The organism is Saccharopolyspora sp. NPDC002686 (assembly GCF_040295745.1).
In the GTDB taxonomy this organism is placed as follows: Bacteria; Actinomycetota; Actinomycetes; order Mycobacteriales; family Pseudonocardiaceae; genus Saccharopolyspora; species Saccharopolyspora oryzae.
Genome location: NZ_JBEOVY010000055.1, coordinates 1 through 19,596, shown reverse-complemented (window position 1 = coordinate 19,596; position 19,596 = coordinate 1). Strand labels below are relative to the sequence as shown.

General features: G+C 69.7%; 15 protein-coding genes and 1 tRNA gene. 11 read left to right on the top strand and 5 right to left on the bottom strand.

Features of this window, described 5'->3' with window-relative positions; translation table 11 throughout:
• Positions 1–46 precede the first annotated feature (46 nt).
• On the bottom strand, positions 47–1,405 hold the full coding sequence (locus ABTZ89_RS10270) for an FhaA domain-containing protein (RefSeq protein ID WP_351042554.1): 1,359 nt from the start codon (positions 1,403–1,405) through the stop codon (positions 47–49).
• Positions 1,406–1,618: 213 nt separating this feature from the next.
• On the opposite strand from ABTZ89_RS10270, the gene ABTZ89_RS10265 reads away from it, so the two are divergent.
• The 5 genes from ABTZ89_RS10265 to ABTZ89_RS10245 all read left to right on the top strand — a co-directional run bounded on the left by ABTZ89_RS10265 (position 1,619) and on the right by ABTZ89_RS10245 (position 5,468).
• Positions 1,619–1,701 (top strand) — tRNA-Leu (locus tag ABTZ89_RS10265).
• 647 nt (positions 1,702–2,348) lie between these two features.
• A complete protein-coding gene (locus tag ABTZ89_RS10260; protein WP_270952004.1) occupies positions 2,349–2,783 on the top strand; it encodes an HD domain-containing protein in 435 nt (144 codons plus the stop codon).
• Between the two features lie 101 nt (positions 2,784–2,884).
• Positions 2,885–3,673 carry an IclR family transcriptional regulator gene (locus ABTZ89_RS10255; protein ID WP_270952002.1) on the top strand — a complete coding sequence of 263 codons (789 nt, stop codon included), beginning with the start codon at positions 2,885–2,887 and terminating at the stop codon, positions 3,671–3,673.
• Between the two features lie 360 nt (positions 3,674–4,033).
• Entirely contained in the window at positions 4,034–4,582 is a 549-nt protein-coding gene (locus ABTZ89_RS10250) for a hypothetical protein (RefSeq protein WP_270952000.1), read from the top strand.
• Positions 4,583–4,811: 229 nt separating this feature from the next.
• On the top strand, positions 4,812–5,468 hold the full coding sequence (locus tag ABTZ89_RS10245; protein WP_351042549.1) for an SDR family oxidoreductase: 657 nt from the start codon (positions 4,812–4,814) through the stop codon (positions 5,466–5,468).
• A 71-nt stretch (positions 5,469–5,539) separates the two neighbouring features.
• Here ABTZ89_RS10245 and ABTZ89_RS10240 read toward each other — a convergent pair whose 3' ends face one another.
• Entirely contained in the window at positions 5,540–6,844 is a 1,305-nt protein-coding gene (locus tag ABTZ89_RS10240) for a D-arabinono-1,4-lactone oxidase (RefSeq protein ID WP_351042547.1), read from the bottom strand.
• A gap of 85 nt (positions 6,845–6,929) precedes the next feature.
• Between ABTZ89_RS10240 and ABTZ89_RS10235 the strand changes: the two genes are divergently transcribed.
• Positions 6,930–8,105 carry an amino acid deaminase/aldolase gene (locus tag ABTZ89_RS10235; protein ID WP_351042544.1) on the top strand — a complete coding sequence of 392 codons (1,176 nt, stop codon included), beginning with the start codon at positions 6,930–6,932 and terminating at the stop codon, positions 8,103–8,105.
• On the opposite strand, the gene ABTZ89_RS10230 is transcribed toward ABTZ89_RS10235, so the two are convergent.
• On the bottom strand, positions 8,075–8,752 hold the full coding sequence (locus ABTZ89_RS10230) for a TetR/AcrR family transcriptional regulator (RefSeq protein WP_408641920.1): 678 nt from the start codon (positions 8,750–8,752) through the stop codon (positions 8,075–8,077). The two genes, ABTZ89_RS10235 and ABTZ89_RS10230, sit on opposite strands and share 31 nt — an antisense overlap.
• A gap of 427 nt (positions 8,753–9,179) precedes the next feature.
• Here ABTZ89_RS10230 and ABTZ89_RS10225 point away from each other — a divergent pair, with 427 nt between their 5' ends.
• Entirely contained in the window at positions 9,180–12,614 is a 3,435-nt protein-coding gene (locus ABTZ89_RS10225; protein WP_351042541.1) for an L-tyrosine/L-tryptophan isonitrile synthase family protein, read from the top strand.
• A gap of 370 nt (positions 12,615–12,984) precedes the next feature.
• Here ABTZ89_RS10225 and ABTZ89_RS10220 read toward each other — a convergent pair whose 3' ends face one another.
• Both ABTZ89_RS10220 and ABTZ89_RS10215 read right to left on the bottom strand, forming a co-directional pair.
• Entirely contained in the window at positions 12,985–13,323 is a 339-nt protein-coding gene (locus ABTZ89_RS10220) for a hypothetical protein (protein ID WP_270951993.1), read from the bottom strand.
• A gap of 13 nt (positions 13,324–13,336) precedes the next feature.
• On the bottom strand, positions 13,337–13,489 hold the full coding sequence (locus ABTZ89_RS10215) for a hypothetical protein (RefSeq protein WP_270951992.1): 153 nt from the start codon (positions 13,487–13,489) through the stop codon (positions 13,337–13,339).
• 321 nt (positions 13,490–13,810) lie between these two features.
• Between ABTZ89_RS10215 and ABTZ89_RS10210 the strand changes: the two genes are divergently transcribed.
• From ABTZ89_RS10210 to ABTZ89_RS10195, 4 genes are all read left to right on the top strand, one after another.
• The gene (locus ABTZ89_RS10210) at positions 13,811–15,178 is read left to right on the top strand and encodes a helix-turn-helix domain-containing protein (RefSeq protein WP_502949529.1); all 1,368 of its coding nucleotides are present in this window, start codon (positions 13,811–13,813) and stop codon (positions 15,176–15,178) included.
• Between the two features lie 42 nt (positions 15,179–15,220).
• A complete protein-coding gene (locus tag ABTZ89_RS10205) occupies positions 15,221–16,129 on the top strand; it encodes a phosphotransferase enzyme family protein (RefSeq protein ID WP_351042536.1) in 909 nt (302 codons plus the stop codon).
• A gap of 142 nt (positions 16,130–16,271) precedes the next feature.
• Entirely contained in the window at positions 16,272–16,577 is a 306-nt protein-coding gene (locus ABTZ89_RS10200; RefSeq protein WP_351042533.1) for a hypothetical protein, read from the top strand.
• A gap of 315 nt (positions 16,578–16,892) precedes the next feature.
• Positions 16,893–19,469, top strand: a complete 2,577-nt coding sequence (locus ABTZ89_RS10195; RefSeq protein ID WP_351042531.1) for an L-tyrosine/L-tryptophan isonitrile synthase family protein — start codon at positions 16,893–16,895, stop codon at positions 19,467–19,469.
• Positions 19,470–19,596: the final 127 nt, after the last annotated feature.

The following is a 19,596-nucleotide window of genomic DNA, read 5'->3' as shown; positions in this document are numbered from 1 at the left end:
TTGTTGTGAACGCTCCTACTCGTGTCGGGGGACGCGGACCGCGGTCTCAGGCCTGCTGAGCGCGGAAGATCAGGGAGGAGTGGCCGACCCTGATCACGTCTCCGTCCGCCAACTGCCAAGTCTGCACCGGAGTGCCGTTCACCGTGGTGCCATTCGTGGAACCGAGGTCGGCCAACATCGCGCTCTGGCCGTCCCAGGTGATCTCGATGTGCTTGCGGGACACCCCGGTGTCGGGCAGCCGGAACTGGCCCTCCTGGCCGCGGCCGATGACGTTCGAGCCCTGCTGCAGCGTGTACGAGCGGTTCGAACCGTCGTCGAGGTGCAGCGTGGCGGTCATCGCACCGCGCGGGCCGCCCTGCGGGTAGCCGCCGGGAGCGCTCTGCGGGTAGGCACCGCCCGGCTGGCCGTAGCCGCCCTGGTCCGGGAAGCCGCCCGACTGCGGGTAAGCGCCACCGGGCTGCTGGCCGTAGCCCTGGTCGTAGCCGGCGGGCTGCCCGTAGCCCTGGTCGTAACCGGCGGCAGGCTGCCCGTAGCCCTGGTCGTAACCGGCGGGCTGGCCGTAGCCGCCCTGGTCGTAACCCGGCTGCTGTCCGTAACCCTGGTCGTAACCAGCGGCGGGCTGCTGCCCGTAGCCCTGGTCGTAGCCCGGCTGCTGCCCGTAACCCTGGTCGTAACCAGCGGCGGGCTGCTGCCCGTAGCCCTGGTCATAACCGGGCTGCTGGCCGTAGCCGCCCTGGTCGTAGCCCGGCTGCTGCCCGTAACCCTGGTCGTAACCGGCGGGCTGGCCGTAGCCGCCCTGGTCATAACCCGGCTGCTGCTGGCCGTAGCCGCCCTGGTCGTAGCCCGGCTGCTGGCCGTAGCCGCCGGCAGCGGGGGGCTGCTGGCCGTAGTTGGGGTCCTGGCCTTGGCCGTAACCCTGGTCGTAGCCGTACTGCCCCTGCTGGTTGTACGGATCTCCCTGGGGGTAGTGGCCTGGTGGCTGGCTCATGGGTCGGTCTCCTGCGGTACGCGGTTGTGCCGGCCGTCGAGTCACGTCGGGGTCGACGGTCGAACTGATTCGAAACTGTCCCGTGTGCAGCGTCTCAGAGCGCTCCAGGGAGACTACGACGTCACCATATGTGTCCCACCCCTGCTCGGTGAGATGCTCCTGAACGCAGTCGGCGAGGAGGTCGGTGACCCGGTCCTCGTCGTCGGTGAGCCGATCGTGATCGGACGGGCTCAGTTGCACAACGTAGTGGTTGCACGCGAGCAGTCGACCCCCGGCGAGCTCCCGGACCTGCAGCTCGGCTTCCCGCTGCAGCGCCTGGGCGACCTCCTGGGGCACGACCTTTCCGCCGAAAACGCGCGCGAAGCCATTGCCGACGATGCCTTCGAGTCGGCGCTCAAAGCGCTGCACGAGGCCCACGGCAAATCCCTTCCACGCGTACGACTTCCGACACCCATCGTATCTGGGTCGACGGGCCGAGACACCGCCCTGTTCCCAACAACTCAGACCCCCCCGGTGAAGCCCCTCGTCATGCCGTGCTAATCTACTTTCGCCAACAGGGCAGCAGGGAAGCGAAAGCGACCCCGGTGCCAAAGGCCGGAAGCAGGCAGTGTAAGCTTCCAGCCAAGCCACGGGCGAGTGGCGGAATGGCAGACGCGCACGGTTCAGGTCCGTGTGTCCGAAAGGACGTGAGGGTTCAACTCCCTCCTCGCCCACTCGGAAGAGGCCCCCCGGCTCATGCTTCGCCGGGGGGCCTCTTCCTATATGTCTGTACGGGGGCCGAGCCCCCGTAGGCCCCCACGGTGCGGTGGCCACCTTTTATCCGGCTCCTCGCCTGGGGTGGCGTTCCCGGCCTGGGTCTGAACCAGCGGTTTCTTCCGCCGTCCTCGTCTCAACGCACTTCCGCGTTCTCGCGCTTCGCGCATCTCCGCTTCCGTATCTCCTCTTCTGCATCTGGGCTTGTCCTGGCGGGTTGGGGTCATCGGGTTCGTTGCGGGGGTTGGGGTTCTGCTTCTTTTTGGGTGTTGACCTGGTGTTTTCTGGTTTTGGGGTTCTGCTTCTCCAGGTTTTTGGCCGTGGGGTGTCTGGTTTGGGGTTTTTTCTCGGGGTTTGGGTGTGAGGTTCGTCTTTTCGGTGTGGGAGTGGGGTTCGTCATGTTCTGGGTTGGGTTGGTTCAGCGGACAGCGAACGGTGGGGTGGGTTGGGGGTTGGGTGTGGGGATCGCCACTCTGGTTCGGTTTTGGGGTACTTGGGTCTAGGCGGAGGGGGTTCGGTGGAACCTGGTGCGGGCGTTCGCCGGTACTGCTTCTTTCCCGTGCTGGGTGCTCGTGCTGGTTTCCGGAGTGCAGTAGGAGGGTTGGCCGTGGAGTTGGACGAGGTCGGTGAGTTCGCCGCGCGGGTTCACCGGGGGCAGGTCGACAAGGCCGGGCGGCCTTACGTCGAGCACCTCTCCGCGGTGGCTGCCGGGGTTCGGGCGCGGGGCGGCAGCGATGCCCAGGTCGCTGCCGCTTGGTTGCACGACTCCGTCGAAGACGGGGCGGTGACCGAGGAATGGCTCCGGAAGGCCGAGCTTCCGGCCGAGACCAAGGAGATCGTGCTCGCCGTGACCAAGCGGGCCGGTGAAGATCCGGCCGAGTACGCCGCCCGGATCTTGGCGACTCCCGGGGCGCTGCTGGTCAAGGAAGCCGATCTGGCGCACAACTCCGATCCGGGCCGGTTGGCCGTGCTGGATGCGGGGACCAGGGAGCGGCTCGAGCTGAAGTACGCGCGGATGCGGGAGCTCCTGGGCATCGGATGATCGTCGCGGGCTTGGCGAAAACGATCGGTTGTGCTGGGCTTGGGGCGAGCGGGTGACATCGGAGCGGCCCGGCGTCCGGTGTCCGCTCCACGGGAGGCGAGATGGCGGGCAACAGTCGGGATCCCGGCAGATCGGTCACGGCGCGGGCGCTCAGCGTGCTCACCGCCTTCGACATCGACAACGTCCGGCTGACCCTGACCGACATCGCGCGGCGGGCGGAGATCCCGCTGGCCACCGCCCACCGGCTGGTCCGCGAGCTCGAGCTCTGGGGCGCTTTGCAGCGCGACGGCGACGGCCGGTACTCGATCGGCCTGCGGTTGTGGGAGATCGGGCTGCTGGCGCCGGTGAACAGCCGGCTGCGCGAGGTCGCCCTGCCGCACATGCAGGAGCTGTGCCAGCACACCCACGACAACGTGCACCTCGCGGTGCGCGCCGGGCTGGAAGTCGTCTACGTCGAGAAGCTCACGACGCCGCGCGCGGTGCCGATCATCTCGCGCAGCGGTGGGCGGTTGCCGCTGCACTCGACGGGAGTCGGCAAGGTGCTGCTCGCGCACGCGCCGAGCACCGTGGTGCACGAGTGCTGCGAGCGCGGGTTGTCCCGCTACACCGCCTACACCATCACCGAACCCGGCCGGTTGGGGCGCGAACTGCAGAGCGTGCGAAACCGGGGATTCGCGCAGGCCAACGAGGAGATGACGCTCGGGAACTGCTCGGTCGCCGTGCCGGTGCAGGACGCGAGCGGAGCGGTCGTCGCCGCGCTCGGCGTGGTGGCGCACAGCGTTCGGGCCGACGTCGGCAAGCTCGTCAAATCCCTCCTGCCCGCGGCGGAGGGGATCCGGCAGCGACTGGTGGAGCTGGAGCGGACCGAGCTCGATCTGCTGTCCAGATAGCTCGTGACCTGCGGTGATCCGGTGCGCCGCAGGGTGCTGCGGTGGTAGGTCGTGGCGGGTGTCGTACCGCCATCACCTGAATGGCCGCATCGCTGGGCTGAAGTCCAGATGTCATTCATCGACCAGTCACCGACCGATGTCCGCCGCCGGTCGCAGCGACCCCGGTTGATCAGCGCAGAACCCGCCCGGAGCTGTTTTAGTCGTGCAGTGGCCACGCCGTCCGTGGCCGGGAGCCGCAAGCGCAGCTGATGAGGGAGGCGGAACGCCGTGACCGGAATGCCGGGACGTGCCTGGACCGAAGACGAGGTCCGAGCCTGCTCGACTACGCAACTTCGGTCCCCGCTCGGACCGGTCGCTTCCATGGGCCGGCTCGCCCAGCGAGCGGTGGACGTCCTCGGGTGGACCGGCAGCGTGCTGCCGCCGACGAAGCTCTACGGGCGGCAGATCATCGCGACGGCCGAGCTGGTCCCCGACGCGCACGCCGAACGGCTCTGCTTCGGCAGCGGCCCGGTGCTGGACCGCGCCGAGATCGCGACCTGGGTGTGGCCCGAGATGGACGGCCGGGTGCCCCCGCCGGCCGCGGAGATCTCCGGGGTGCTCGCCCCGGCCCGGCACTGGCGCAGCGCGTTGACCGCCGCGGTGCCGTTCTCCCGCTTCGCCAGCGCGGCGATCGTGGTGCCGCGCAACGTCGCGGTCGCCCCGGACTTCGCCGAGACCTGCCTGATCCGCGCCCGCCAGTTCGGCATCGCGGTGCTCAGCGCGGACGGCGACGACGTCCAGGTCGAACTGGAAGGCCGCTGCTTCGCCGACGCCCCGCCCGTCGAGCACACCGCCGTGTCCCGCTGGGTGAACGAGGTCGTCTACGAGCAGCTCCTCGCGACCGAAGCCCCCGCCCCCTCCCGCAGCTAACCCCTGGGGACGCAGTTCCAGCCGCCCGCGCCGAACCACTCCGGCTGGAACTGCGCATTCTTCGCACCCGCCGCTGTTCGGGTGAGGTGGACGACCCGTTCGTGTCAGCAGACGAGGCGGACGGGCCGTTCGCTCCACAGCTCGGACGAGTTGTCCACAGGGTGTGGTCAGTTGTCCACAGGCCGTGTTGAATCGGTACAGACGCGGTGGGTGGCCTACGTTGGACGGCATGCGAATCGTGATTGCCGGAGCCCACGGGAAGATCGCTCGACACCTGGGCCGCGGCCTGGTCGAGCGCGGTGATTCGGTGCTCGGGTTGATCCGCAACCCGGACCACGCCGCCGACCTGCGGGCCGACGGGGTGGAGCCGGTGGTGGCCGATCTCGAGCACGTCGACCCGGTCGACCTGGCCGGTTCGCTGTCCGGTGTGGACGCCGCGGTGTTCGCCGCCGGCGCAGGTCCGGGCAGCGGCGCGGCGCGCAAGGACACCGTCGACCGAGCGGCGTCGGCGCTGCTGGCCGACGCCTGCCAGGAAGCCGGAGTTCGAAGGTTCTTGCAGGTCAGCGCCATGGGTGCGGCGAAGCCGACACCGTCCGACGTGGACCCGGTCTTCGGCGCGTACCTGGACGCCAAGCGGGCTGCCGAGGAGGACCTGCGGGCTCGTCCGCTGGACTGGACGATCCTGCGCCCGGGTCTGCTGACCGATGATCCGCCGACCGGCCGGGTGACGCTGGGCGCCGAGGTCGCCCGCGCCGAGGTGACGCGGGCCGACGTCGCGGCGGTGCTCATCGCACTGCTGGACGAACCCGCCTCCGTCGAGCGGGAGCTGGCGGTGGTCAACGGTCCGACTCCGATCTCCGAGGCGCTGCGCCAGGCCTTGGGCTGACGCAAATTCCATTGAAATCGGACGTCTGATTTCAATGGAATTTGCGGACCGCCTGTGGACAAGTGGCCGAGTTATCCACAGGGGTCGAGGACCCGGTCCAGGTAGTCGTTGCGGAAGACCCCGTCGGGGTCCAGCTCGGCGCGCAGCCTGCGGAAGTCGTCGAAGCGCGGGTAGCGCTCGCGCAGCGCGGCGGCGTCGAGCCGGTGCATCTTGCCCCAGTGCGGTCGACCGCCCGCTGCACCGACGATCGACTCGAAGGCGTTGAACCACTGGTCGCGCGGCATGCCCTGGAACTGGTGGATCGCGATGTAGGCGGTCGGCCGCTGGTAGGCGGTGGACAGCCAGATGTCGTCCGGCGCCGCGACGCGCACCTCGACCGGGAACATCACCGGATCGTCCAGACCGCGCGCGGCGGACTGCATCTCGCGCAGCACGTCCGGCAAGGACTCCTGCGGGATGGCGTACTCGGACTCCGCGAACCGGACGCTGCGCGTCGTGGTGAAGACCCGGTGGGACCGGTCGCTGTAGGAGCGGCTGGACCAGGTCGAGGCGCAGATCCGGTTCAGCGGCCGCACCAGCGAGGGCACCGCGCGGCCGAGCTTGCAGACCGCGCCGAACAGCCGGTTCTCCAGCAGCTCGTACTCCAGGAAGTGCCGGAGCGGTGGCAGCGGTTTCGCCGGTCCGTCCTGCCGGTTGTTCCGCTTGACCAGCGTGTTCGTGCTGTGCGGGAACCAGTAGAACTCGACGTGGTCGTTGTCGGCGGCCAGTTGGTCGAAGCGCTCCAGCACGTCGTCCAGCGGCGCCGGGCGTTCCTCCGCGGCGAGGGTGAACGCCGGTACGCACCGCAGCGTCACCGAGGTGATCACGCCGAGGGCGCCGAGTCCGACCCGTGCGGCGGCGAACAGCTCCGGGTTCTCCGCCGCCGAGCAACGCCGTTCGGTGCCGTCGGCGAGCAGCAGTTCCAGCGCTTCGACCTGGGTGGCGAGTCCGCCGAGCCCGGCGCCGGTGCCGTGGGTGCCGGTGGAGATGGCACCGGAGATCGTCTGCTGGTCGATGTCGCCGAGGTTGGCCATCGCCAGGCCGAGGCCGTCGAGCTCGGCGTTCAGCTGGTGCAGCGGGGTGCCGGCGCGGACGGTGACCAGCCCGGTGTCCGGTTCCGCCCGGACGATTCCGGTCCAGTGCGAGAGGTCCAGCGCCCAGCCGGTGTCCGGCGATCCGATGCTGGAGAACGAGTGCCCGGTGCCCAGCGGGCGGACGGTTCGGCCGTCCTTCGCCGCGTCGCGGATCGCGGCCGCTGCTTCTGCGGTGTCGCGCGGCGCGAGGACGTTGCTCGGCGTGCCGGTCGCGGTGCGGGCCCAGTTGGTCCAACGCTGCATGCTCAGCCCTCCTTCGGGTGCATGCCCCGAGAAATTATGTGAATGAGATTCACATAACAAGCCCTTTCGGCATACGGTTGTCGGCGTGTCCCGGTTAGACGAGATCACCAGCGAGCTCGACCCGCCGTTCGCGGTGGTCGACCTCGACGCGTTCGACCACAACGCCGCAGATCTGGTGCGGCGAGCGGCCGGACGGCCGATCCGCGTGGCCACGAAGTCGGTGCGCTGCCGCGAGTTGCTCGGCCGCGCGCTGCGAACCCCCGGGTTCGCCGGGCTGATGAGCTACAGCCTCGCCGAAGCCCTTTGGCTGCACCGGGAAGGGCTCAGCGACGACGTCCTGGTCGCCTACCCGACCGTGGACCGCGGCGCGTTGCGGGAACTCGCCGCCGATCCGGCCGCTGCCGGAGCGATCACGCTCGTGGTGGATTCGCCCGAACACCTGGACTTCATCGACGCCGCAGTCGGTTCCACCCGCCCGGACATCCGGCTCTGCCTGGAGGTCGACGCCTCCTGGCGCCCGCTGCCCGGACTGCACATCGGCACCCGCCGCTCCCCGGTGCACACCGCCGACCAAGCTGCGCAGGCTGCCCGGCACATCGTGCGCCGCAAGGGTTTTCAGCTGGTCGGCGTGATGGTCTACGAAGGCCAGATCGCCGGGGTCGGCGATGCACCGGCCGGACAGCCGTTGCGCGGCGCGGCAGTGCGCTGGTTCCAGCGGCGGTCCGCCGCCGAACTCGCCGAACGCCGCAGCGCAGTGGTGCGGGCGGTGCGCGCATTGGCGCAGCTGGAGTTCGTCAACGGCGGTGGGACCGGGAGCCTCGAGCGGACTTCCGCGGAACCGGCGGTCACCGAGGTCGCCGCCGGGTCCGGGCTGATCGGCCCCACGCTCTTCGACGCCTACCGCTCCTTCCAACCACGCCCCGCGGTGCAGTACGCGCTGCCGGTCGTGCACCGGCCCGCACCGCGCATCGCGACCCTGTTCGGCGGCGGCTACCCGGCATCCGGCCCGCCCGGTGCGGACCGGATCCCGGTGCCGAGCCGGCCGCGCGGCCTGAAGCTGACCTCGGCGGAGGGCGCTGGAGAGGTGCAGACGCCCGTCGTCGGGTCAGCCGCGGACCGGCTCCGGCTCGGCGACCGGGTGTGGTTCCGGCACGCCAAGGCGGGTGAGCTCGCCGAGCGGTTCACCCACTACCACCTGGTCGACGGCCAGGACCTGACCGCGGCACCGACCTACCGGGGAGAGGGCAAGTCCTTCGGCTGACCCTCCGGGATCCGGTTGGACAGGTAGCCGCGGACCATCTCCTTGGCCTCGGCGACCAGCGTCGGGTCGCCCGCCGGGTCCCGCCGGAACGCCATGTGCAGCACGGCGTCGGCGGCCTCCACCGCGACCGCCAGCGGGAGCAGCAGCTCCTGCGGATCGAGGTCGAACTCCTCGGCGAGCAACCCGATCAGCTTCTCGGCGATGACGGCGTTGTTGTCCTTGCCCGGGTCCAGCAGGCGCATGTCGACCACGTCGCCGAAGTGCAGCCGGCTGAACGCCGGGACCTCGCGGTGCATGGTCAGGTAGACGTCGAAGACGGCGTCCACCGCGTCCCACCAGTGCACCAGCTCCAGCTGGTCGAACCGCGCCGACACGGTGTGCACGAAGCGGTCCAGGTTGCGCAGCGTCAGCTCCTGCACGACCGCGCGCTTGTCCGGGAAGAACTGGTAGAGCGAACCGACCGCGACCCCGGCCCGTTCGGCGATGAGCGTGGTCGTTAACCCGTCGTACCCCACCTCGTCGATCAGCTCAGCGCAGGCGGCGAGCATCTTCTCCACGCGTTGGGCACTGCGCTGCTGTACCGGCTTGCGGCGCAGTGGGGCGACTTCGGCTGGCAAGGCTACTCCTTGATCATGTGCACTGACCATCTTGCCGACCACGACCATGAGTCTCTTTCAGGGGAGCCCTGGGAGAGGTGCCGAGTTCGACCCGGCGGCCTGGTTCACCGGCGCTTTCCGGGGGTGACCCCCCGATGTCGGTGTTGTCCCAAGTTTCCCGGCCGCTGGGCGGTCGTGCGCTCCGGACATGCCGAAGACGGTATCAATCGAATGGGTGATTCCCAGTGCGACGACTTGACCAATTGGGCTGTTTGGTCGTTGCCCCGGTAGCAGCCCTGCCGCTGACCTGCGGATCCTCCGCGTTACACCATTCGGATATGCATTGAGTCATGTTGTCAGCGCGCGCGGTCACTATCTAGGGTGATCGGGTCGTCATTCTCCGTGACAGAAAGGTCATCGTGGGTCACTGCGCGGCTGTCTCTCGTCCTCCCGTCGTTCGACGTGCTGTGCTTTCCCGGTGGACACCGATCTGGGGGAGCGCGGGGTCCTGCGACGTCCCTGCCGCGGGTACCCGTGCCTGCTCCGCTGCCCCGCGCGCGACGCGCACTGCAGCACCGTGACCGCGCGGTTGACCGCAGAGCCGGCCGCTCGGCCGGACCGGGGGAGCGAGGCCGAGGACGACGACGCCCCGGCGCTCCGGCGCCCACTGACCACCAACGCGGCGAACGCGCTGCTGGCCGAAGGCGGCTACGGGCTGCGCGTCGAGCGCTCCCAGTCCGGGCAGCTGCGGCTCACCGGCATCGGCAGCGGAGTCCCGCTCGGCGGTGAACCGGACTGGGCCGATCTCTACCGCGCGCTGGTCCGGTTGCGCCGCACCCGGGAGGTCTTCGACGCGAGCTGGCTCCAGCGGCTGACCCGTTCCCTGGTCAACGCACCGGATCCCGGGCACCGCACCAAGATCCCGGTGGACCGGGTCGAACTGCTGCCGGGCACCGACGCCGACCTCGCCGCGAACCTGCTGACCGCGGTGACCGAACCCGACCTCACCGTGCCGCTGCCCGGCGAGCAGATCAGCATCGTCGACCGGGCCCGCACCGTGCAGCTGCGATCGGTTGCCTCCCGCGAGCGCGCGCAACGGCAAATCCGCTGCTCGGAACGGTTTTCGGCGGTCGTGGAGGAAGACCCGAACCTGCGCATGCACTGCGCGACCCAACCGGTCCACGGCGCTGTGGTCGACACCGGCACGGACACCGCGGCGCTGCTCCGCCTGGCCGAGCCCGCGCCCGCGCACCCGTCGCACCCCGGCGGCACCATCGCCGTGCCGCTCTCCGCGCTGCTGCGGCGGGGCGCCGAGGGAACGCCGGAACTGCTGCGCGTGGTGCTGGACAACCGGTTCGAATGGCGCGAGGACGAGCTCGAGTACTTCCTGGAGCACTTCGTCCGCCCGCTGCTGCGCACCTTCCGGGTGGCGCTCGACGTCCACGGGATCGGGCTGTTCGCGCTGGACGAGACCGGGCTCGCCGTCGAGCTCTCCCCGGAGCTGCAGGCCACCGGCCGGATGGTGATCACCGACCAGGAGCGGGTGAGCTGGGAGCCGAGCCGCACCGAGGTCGCCGCCGGGGTCCGCGCGCTGGTCGGCACGCTCGACCGGCTCAGCACCGGGTTCGCCGAGCTCGACGGCGGTCGCCGGGCCGGACAGATCCGGCACGCGGTGGACCGGGTGATCGCCGAGGAACTCCGCTACCTCGACCCGAGCACCGCCGAGCTGCTCTCCGGCGAGCAACCGCTGCAGTGCTACGCCCACACCGTGCCGGATGAGCAGGATGCGGTGCTGCGGTCGGTGCTCGACGAGGTCCAGCAGCGCACCCGTCGCCGCCGGTGGGATCCGGACGTCGCCGAACCCGCGGTCGCCATCGACGTCGACCTGTGCGGATTCGTCCCGCTGCAACGGATCCTCGACGCCGCCCGCGCGACTTCCGGCCCGAGGCCCGGCGCACCGGAGGGCATCCTCGAACTCGCCAGCGCGGGGACCCTGCCGGTCCTGCCGACGCATTCCCCGCAGACCTGGGACGACTTCGTCGAGCAGAGCGGACTGGGCGAGCGCTACCCGGCGGTGGACTGGGCCGCGGTGCGCGCCGACTTCGTCCGCGCGTTCATGGCGCGCCCGCGCGAGCGGCTGCGGACCGACAGCGCCAACGCGGGCCTGGCCCGGTTCGTGTGGGACGTGCAGGACGCCGGTGGCCGCGTGGTGTTCTACACCCGGCGCAAGGAGCGGTTCCGCGAGCAGACCGAAGAAGTCCTGGCCGCGGCCGGGATCGCGGAGGTCGCCCTGCTCTGCCTCGGCGACGACGCGAGCTGCGACCCGGAGCTGGGCGAGCTCGGCGACGTCGACGTGGTCGCGGTCTTCGACGACGCGCAGGCTCACCGGGCCGAGATCAGCGCGAGGTTCGGTGGTGCGCGGTCGATCGCGGTGGAGATCCCCGGGTTCGCCGCCGAACGCCGGGCGCACCAGGACGAGGTGATCGCCACCTTCGAAACCCGCCCGCGACCGGACGAGCGCATCGGTCCGCGCCTGTCCAACACGCATTCCCTGGAAGAGCTGCAGATCGGCGCGCTGCGCAAGAACCGCTTGGCGCAGCGCTGGGCCGTGCACCTCACCGCGCAGGAAACCCAGGAGGTCGTGGACTCGGTGCTCGCCGACGTCGACCGCGCGGCGACGCGCACCGGGCGCAGCGCAGCGGCGAAGTTCGGGCTGGACCAGCCGGGTCCGGCGGACTGCGAGCAGGTGCTCGGCGCGGTGCACCACGTGCTGACCCGCAAGCAGTTCTTCAAGGGATCCCGGTCGAACTACCAGCTCTCCGACCTGCGCGCGGACGTCGAACCGCTGGTGCGGCGCGGCGAACCGATCGAAGTGGTGCTGCTCGGATTCCCGGTCAAGCAGTGCCTGAACCGGCTCAAAGCCGACGGCCCGCTGCCCGACCTGGCCGAGCTCGGCGCGATGGCCCGGCTGCGCGAGATGCAGCGGGCGATCAGCGCGGTGCACCCGCCCGGACTGCACTTCAACATCCTCACCGACGGCAGGCACTTCCGGAGCCGCCCGGCCGCGATCACCGATGCCTACCAGCGCAAACTGCGCGAGTACGTGGACCTGGTCGGCATCGGCGACCGCACCGTCGTCGAGGACATCGACGTGGTCGCCGAGCAGCGCCTCGGCCCCGGCCTGCCGGCGCAGCGCGCGGAGCGGATCGCGAAGTACCGGCGGCTGCTCGGCGAATCGCTGCGCGAGTTCGACATCACCGACAACCCGCTGCGCACCTTGGAGCGGGTGCACCGGTGGACCGCCGGCGCCGACGACTTCGCGCCGCACGTCATCGGGCTGTTCCGGGAAATCCTGATGTCGATGGTGTACTCGGTCCCGGTCTCGGTGCCGACCGGCGTCGACCGGCTGGAGTGGTCGACCGCGATCTACGCCGACGTCTACAACCTCGGCGACCAGACCGTGTCCGCCGAAGTGCGCCAAGCGCGGTGCGCGGTGCTGCGCCGGGCGTGGCACACCGTCATCCGCTACATGGCGACGATGCAGGTGGACGAGGAGTTCGGCTACGAGCGGATGTTCCCGAACCGGGTCCGCCTGACGCTCAGCGCGGTGCGCAGGGGCTGCCTGGGCTTCACCTACCTCGGCGGCTCCGGACTGCTGCCGTGGCAGGGCACCGGCGTCCTGGACCCGCGCGGCCACGTGGCGGTGGACTTCGCGATCTCCTTGCTGGACCAGGGATTCGTCCCGGTCTACTCGCCGCTGCTCGGCCCGCGCCAGCCCTGGGCGATGGTCCCGGCCGACCGCACGACTCCGGCAGAACGCCCCGGCGTCCCAACACCCCGAGGAACATCCCCCCAACCAGGCCTCCACCTGGACGACCACTTCAAGGCAAAAGCCAGACTCCGCCGCAAGTAACGCGTTCCGCCTGCTCACCCCCCGTGAGTCTTTCGGGTCGCCATAGCAGCCCAAAAGACTCACGGACATAAGGAAAGAGCCCTGGGCTCGGTCGGGGAATCGAGCGCCAGGGCCTTTCCATCCTTGCCTCGGAGCCGTCCGGGGAAACGGGTACCGAAGCAGTTGGACTCCGCGGACCAGTACCGGTCGGGGGGAGGGGAGTGCGTCAGCACCAGCCCGCGGAAGCTTGTGGAGTTTTATCGGTGGCGGCCGATGCTCGATGGTCGAGGTCGGGGATACGCGACCAGTCGCGCATCGGCCGCCACCTGGCGGTTTCTCGGTGGTCCCGGGTCGGGGAGGAGGTACTGCTCCGGGACCGAGTCCGCCGGCTTTACGGCACCGGCGCCACCGGGCGCAGAGCGTGCGCCGGTCGCTGGTGCCGTGCGGGACGGGGAGACAGCGCGCCTGCCACCAGGTGCTCGTAAGCCGAGCGCCACACCGAGCACGGTGCTTTCTGCGGGCGCCAACGGCTCGAGCACTCCGGGCAGTTGCCCTTCTCATCGGCTTCGTGCGCGGTGAGGAGCGTCCGCCATCCCTCGGTGAGTCGGGGGAGTTCGGAACGCGCCACGGACAGCAGGGAGGTGGCGTCTGCGCGGTCCGCGAGCTCGCTCAACATGTCGAGCCGTTCGCGGACTGCGTTGCGCAGCACCTGCCCCAGGATCTCGTCCACTGAAACGTCACCGTCACTTTCTCGCCTGCATCGCGGCATCCCGCAACGCTGTTGACAACTGGCGCACGCCCACGGTGCTGAGCACCGCTGCGTGGCCGGGCGGTCCGACGAGCTCAACCTCATCCCGGTTGACCAGCACGGCCAGGTTGCGGTGCGCGTTCGTCACATCGCGACAGTCCACCTGCCACCAACGACGGCGTTCGGCGGGTGCCGGAGCGGATTCGGCCGTCCGGCCGATCCGGGATTCCTGCGCCTGTCCGTCCACCGTGGTTGCCGTCCCGTCCGTGCTTGGTTGCTTGCTGGTGACTAGATTGGGCCCAGTCGGCCGGGTTCGCCTAGTCGTTGGGCGGTGACCGGCCCAATGGCGACGACGAGCGGTCGGCGGACTTCAGCGCAACCGATCACCTCTACCGAAGCGGACTTCACCGGGTTGCCGCAGTGCCCTTACTCTGCGACCAACGCCCGTGCAGAGCGTCAGGGGGTCTAAATGAACATCATCGGTTCTAGCGGCTCTCCCGTTACACCCGACGTTTGGAACGATCGGGAGATGCGGGATGCCCTGGCCCGGCGGGACATCAGCGAGATCTACAAGCTACTGCGCCGACGCGGTGTCTCGCAGCGCCAGATCGCGGCCTCGACGGGCCAGTCGCAATCCGAGGTGTCAGAGATCCTCAAGGGTCGGCAGGTCATGGCTTACGACGTGCTGGCCAGGATCGCCGACGGGCTGGGTATCCCGCGGGGCTTCATGGGCCTCGCCTACGACGGGGCGACCGCGATGCGGGTCGCTAGTGCGACCAACGCCCTCGAAGCTGAGGAGGACGAATCGGTGAAGCGGCGGAAGTTCTTGTCCCACGCCGCCCAGGTGACCATGGGTGCGGCGGTGTTCGGGGAGGCCAGCGGTTGGCTTCCGGCGAACGCCCAGACGCCGGCGCCGTCCAGGATCGGCATGACCGACGTGCAGCAGATCCAGGCCGCGACCAAGGCCCTGCGCGATCTCGACTACCGCTACGGCGGCGGCACCTGCCGCGACGCCGTGGTGGCCCAGCTGTCCTGGGCGCAGCAGCTGCTCGACTCGACCTCCACCGACATCGTGCGCAAGCAGTTGTTCGTGGCGCTGGCCGACATGCACAGCCTGGCCGGGTGGACGTCGTTCGACGTGGGGCTGCTCGACCCGGCGCGCGGGCACTTCGGCAAGGCGCTGGAGTTCGCCAAGCAGGCAGATGACCACGGGTTGCTGGCCAGCGTGCTGTACCGGATGGGCCGGGTCTACCTGCACCACCAGGAGCCCAACGAGGCGTTGAAGCTGTTCCAGCTCGGCCAGATCGCCGCGCAGGAGTCCGGTTCGGCGCTGACCGTCGCGGTGCTGTGCGCGAACGAGGCCTGGGCCTACGGCATGCTCAACAAGCCCGACCAGGTGCAGAAGATGGTCGGCCGCACGAAGGACGAGTTCGCTCGGGCGCAGTCCAGCGAAGCACCGGACTGGGTGCGGTTCTTCGGCGAGAACGACCTGCACGGCATGATCGGTTCCGCGCACGACGCGCTGGCCGTGTTCGACCCGAAGAAGCACGCGCCGATCGCGGTCGGCGAGACCATCAAGTGCAACGAGGCCTACGGCGCCGACATGCAGCGCACGCACGTGTTCGGGCTCAGCCTGCAGGCCACCAACCACTTCCGGGCCGGTGACGTCCAGGAGGGCATCAAGATCGGGCGCCGCGCGCTCCAGCACGGTGAGCGGGTCAAGTCCGCTCGCGTCTCCGACCGGCTCAAGCCGCTGGAGCTGGAAGCTGCCAAGCACCGCGCGAACTCCGATGCCCGCGATCTGTTCGACGAGGTCCGGAAGTTCCGGCAGGCGTGAGCCGGCTGCTGGGTCGATCGGACCGGTGCGTCGTTGAGAACGATGAGCATGCAGACATACCAGGTAGAGGGCCAGGAAGTCCCGCTTGAGCTGGGCTTGGCGCTGGCCGAGATCTGCGCTTCCGTCGGACTGGATCCGCGGGGTGCGCGGCTGATCCGATTCATCAACAACGGGGTTTTTCTGCTCCGCGACGATCCCGTCATCGTCCGCGTGGTGCTGTCCCCGTCGTTCGGTTACCGAGCTTTCAACGCAGTGGAGGCCGCGCGCTGGCTGGCCGTGCACGGGATTCCCGCGGTGCGGTTGCTGCCCGGTTTCGAGCAGCCGGTCCAGGTGGGGGAGCATCTGGCGACGCTCTGGCGGTACGTGCCGGAGCTGGGACCGGTGCCGGACGGGGCCGACCTCGGCGAACTGCTGCGGCTGATGCACTCCAAACCGCTGTCCCCGACCTTCCGCGACTGGCAGCCGATGGCCGACATCCGGCGCCGGCTGACCGATGCCGTGGACATCGACCCGGGCGACCGGTACTTCCTCGAGCAGCGCTGCGACCACGTCGAAGAGCGCTTGTCCGAGCTGCGGTTCCCGCTGCCGCAGTGCGTGATCCACGCGGACGCGCACCTGGGCAACGTGATCGGCGGGCCGGACGGGCCGCTGCTGTGCGACCTGGACTCGTTGTGCATCGGACCGCCGGAGTGGGATCTGACGCCGCTGGCGGTCGGTCGCCTGCGGATGGGGCACCCGCCGTCGTGGTACGAGGACTTGGCCGCCGCGTACGGCTTCGACATCACCGGGTGGGAAGGCTTCCCGGTGCTGCGGGAGCTGCGCGAGCTGAAGATCACGACCGGGGTGCTGCCGATCGTGCGCAGCAATCCGGGACTGCGCGAGCAGCTGCACCGGCGGTTGCGCACGATGCGCGACGGGGATCTGGCTGCGCAATGGGCTCCGTACAGCTGACCGCCGGACATACGCCTGAATGGGCGATATTGAGTCCGATCGCCGCGCTCGTTTGGTCATTCTTGGTGACGACGCTGACCCGAAGGGGTAAACCATACGAGGGAACTGATCCGTCAGGGCGTTGCTACTGGATGGGTTGTCGATGAGGGTCGCGGAGTTCGTGCTGGGGAAGGTCGTCCCGCGTTGGCGCCGGACGCGTGCGTTGCGCTCCGCGCAGGTGCTCGATGACGTCGTGGACTCCCAGGTCGCGTCGCTGTCGCTGCTGCCGCCCGGCCTCCGCCGGCGCCAAGCCGACCACCTCGCCGAACTGGCGCTGCTCGCCCAGGACTACCGGCACTACGCGAAGGGCTGGATCACCCGGCGCGAGCTCGAACGGCGCGGTCGCGCCGCGCTGCTCCGGCTGGAGGAACCCGGTGGTCTCGGGGTCGGTGCAGCTCACCGACGGTGAATGACCGCTCGGCGACAGGCGCGTCATCGATGACGCGCGGCTGAATCCAGCTGCCGAACAACCGCTTTCGCTGCAGGTTCGACGACCGGTACCGGCATGTTCGGTCCGGCCGAAATGCACATCTTCCCCGGTCAGGCCAGGTTTTCGCGCTGCCGAGCTGATTTCGCCGTGCGGCTGAGCCGGTCCGACCGGCCAACTGCGCCACGTGCTCGGGCGCGATGACGTGACCGCGTCCTTTCTCGACCCCGTTTCACCGCAGTCGATTTCTCTTCGGAATCCGGCGAATCAGCTCGGCGGAGACCGGAAAACACCTCGATGGGAGATGGTTTGTGCCGTCCGGACGAAGTTCCCGGGTTGACCGACGACGTGCTGCTGCGGTCCTACTGCGCGACTGCTCCGCGGAACCGCATCAGCTTGGCGGAGCTGGCGGGCGGTGACTTCGCCGGTGACGTGCTGGACCTGAAGCGGCTCATCGCCGACCCGCCGGAGGGCTGGACGGCGCGGGACCACCTCGCCGAGTTCGTGGTCCGCCCGCTGCTGATCACCTTTCGCGGGCTGCTGGCCAGGGGTTTCCTTCCGGTGGGCGAGATCGCGGTGGAACTCGGCGCGGAGTCGTCGGCCACCGGCCGGATCGTGGTCGAGGAGGTCGGCCCCGCGACCGCCGCATCGGTGCCGCCGGCGATCGCCGCGCTGGACGGGTGGTTGGACGAGCTGGCGTCGGCCGGGGCGCTGGTCACCGGTGATGAGCGGGACCGGATCCGGTGCGCGTTCGACGAGGTCGTCGCGCAGGAATTGCGGAACCTGTCGGCGGAAACCGCCGCGGCCCTGGCCGGCGACCACCCGTGGCAGCGCTTCGTGCACGTCGTGGACGCAGGCCAGGACGAAGTGCTGCGCCGGGTCGTCCAGCTGGTCCGGGAGCGCAGCGCGCGGTGCCGGAGGGAGAGCGGGGTGCCGCGCCCGCTGGTCGCCATCGACCTCGATTTCTGCGCGCTGCAACCGGAACAGCGGGTCCGGGCGGCTTTGCGCCGGGTTGGTGAAGCGCACGGGATCGCTGAGTTCACGGATCCCGACGTGCTGCCGGGGCTGTACCGGGCGTGCTGGCCGTCCTTCGTGGAGCGCACCGGCTTGCGCGATCGGGATGGCCTGTACGACGAGTACCGCCGGAGCATCGCGTGGGACGGGGAGTCGTTGCAGACCGACGACCTCGCTCCGGGGATCCGGCAGTACGTGCGGGATTTGGAGCACGCGGGTGCGCGGGTCGTCTGGTTGACCGGACGCCGGCACCGGGTGCGCGCCGCGACCGAGGAGTTCCTCGCCGATCGCGGTCTTGGGCACCTCGACCTGCGCACGTCCGATCCGGACCGCGGCGTCGCGGAGCAGAAGGTGGCTTCGCTGCGCGAATTCCGCGGTTGCGAGCTGATCGCCGCGTTCGACGACTCCGCTGCGAACCGCGCCGCGCTCAGCACCGCGTTCCCCGACGCGCTGGTGGTCCCGGTCCGGTCGCAGCTGTTCACATCGGACGGAGCTGCTGGCGGCATCGCGACTTTCGAGTCCTTGCCGACCCCGGTGCCGCTCGGCCGCGGCCATTCCGGCGAGGCGCGGTTGTCGCACGTGACCTCGCTGGGCAAGTTGCGGGTGGGGGAGCTGAGCACCCGCCCCACGGTCTGGGCGCAAGGCGTGGAGCTGACCGCCGAGGAGCAGGCGCGGATCGTCGAATCGCTGGTGGCGGACGCGGTGACCAGCGGTCGACGGCTCGGCGAGGAGATCGCGTCCGAGGCCGATCCGGTGCGGGCGGTGTGGCAGGTGATCACCGCGAAGCCGTTCGGCGCGTCCCGCTCGGCGTACCCGCTGGCGGCGGCGGAGCGCGATCTTCGTGGTTCGATCGAGGCGGGCGAGCCGATCCGGTTCGTCGTGGTGGGGCCGTCGCTGAAGCAGGACGGCTCCCGGCTCAAAGCCCTCGGCGGCCTGCCCGACCTGGCAGAACTCGCGATGCTGGTCCGGCTGCGGCAGCTGGACGAGGCGGTCCGGCAGGTGCATCCGCCGGGTGTCCGCGTTCGGGCGCTGACCGACGCCAGCCACTTCAGGTTCCGCGAACCCCAGCGCTGCGAGGACTACCACGCGGAATTCGCCCACCAGGTGGCCGCGGTCGGCGCGGCGGACCTGGTGGCGGTCGAGGACTTCGACGACGCGGCCGACGCCCACCCGAACTGCGGCGACCGGACCCAGCGCCCCGAACTGCTGGAATCGCACTGCGAGCGCTACGAATCCGCCTTCGCAGGTCTGGACATCCGCCGCAACCCGCGAGCGGTGCTCGCCGAGGCGGCGACCCTCGACCCGGCGCGCCCCGGCCAACCCCGCTTCGCGGACCTGTTCCGCTCGGTCCTGCACGCGGTGGACATCCCGTGCCGCAGCGGAGATCCCCTCGCCTGGTCGCAGCAGATCTACGAGGACCCCTTCGACCTCGCTCGCGACGTTCCGGCCGAAGTTCGCCGAGCCCGCAGCGATCTCCTGGTCTCGGCCTGGAACGAAACGATCACCTACCTGGCGAACAAGCACGTGGACGCCGACCTCGGCTACGAAGCCCTCTGGCAGGACGACGTCCGCATGAGCCTCTCGATCCGCCCAACCCCGGGCCGACTCCGCTTCGTCCCCCTGGGCGGCTCAGGCGTGATGCCCTGGCACGGCACAGCAGCCCTGAACCCCAACAACGAAGTAGCGGTCGACTACGCAATTTCCCTGGTAGATCAAGGATTCCGTCCCCTCTACGCCCCACGAATCCCAACCCGCCAAGGCCTCCGCCAACCCTGGCTGATGACCCCACCCCGCCTCCTCGACAGAACAGGCCGCCCAACGGAACCCCTCCTCACGAGGATCCGCCTCCGCCCCAAGTAGCACCCCGCACAAGGCCTGGCCGAACGTCCAGCCAGGCGAGCTCCGTGTGTGTTTTTTGGTGGCCTATGGAACCAAAAGACACACGGTAACTTTCCATCCGAAAAGGAGCTTTTGATGTGGAGGGCCC

Excerpts from the sequence above, each read along its gene's own strand:
- ABTZ89_RS10255 (WP_270952002.1), top strand. The coding sequence starts at position 2,885 with ATGGCGGGCAACAGTCGGGATCCCGGCAGATCGGTCACGGCGCGGGCG.
- ABTZ89_RS10240 (WP_351042547.1), bottom strand. The coding sequence starts at position 6,844 with ATGCAGCGTTGGACCAACTGGGCCCGCACCGCGACCGGCACGCCGAGC.
- ABTZ89_RS10245 (WP_351042549.1), top strand. The coding sequence starts at position 4,812 with ATGCGAATCGTGATTGCCGGAGCCCACGGGAAGATCGCTCGACACCTG.
- ABTZ89_RS10230 (WP_408641920.1), bottom strand. The coding sequence starts at position 8,752 with ATGGTCAGTGCACATGATCAAGGAGTAGCCTTGCCAGCCGAAGTCGCC.
- ABTZ89_RS10210 (WP_502949529.1), top strand. The coding sequence starts at position 13,811 with ATGAACATCATCGGTTCTAGCGGCTCTCCCGTTACACCCGACGTTTGG.
- ABTZ89_RS10200 (WP_351042533.1), top strand. The coding sequence starts at position 16,272 with ATGAGGGTCGCGGAGTTCGTGCTGGGGAAGGTCGTCCCGCGTTGGCGC.
- ABTZ89_RS10250 (WP_270952000.1), top strand. The coding sequence starts at position 4,034 with ATGGGCCGGCTCGCCCAGCGAGCGGTGGACGTCCTCGGGTGGACCGGC.
- ABTZ89_RS10205 (WP_351042536.1), top strand. The coding sequence starts at position 15,221 with ATGAGCATGCAGACATACCAGGTAGAGGGCCAGGAAGTCCCGCTTGAG.
- ABTZ89_RS10195 (WP_351042531.1), top strand. The coding sequence starts at position 16,893 with ATGGGAGATGGTTTGTGCCGTCCGGACGAAGTTCCCGGGTTGACCGAC.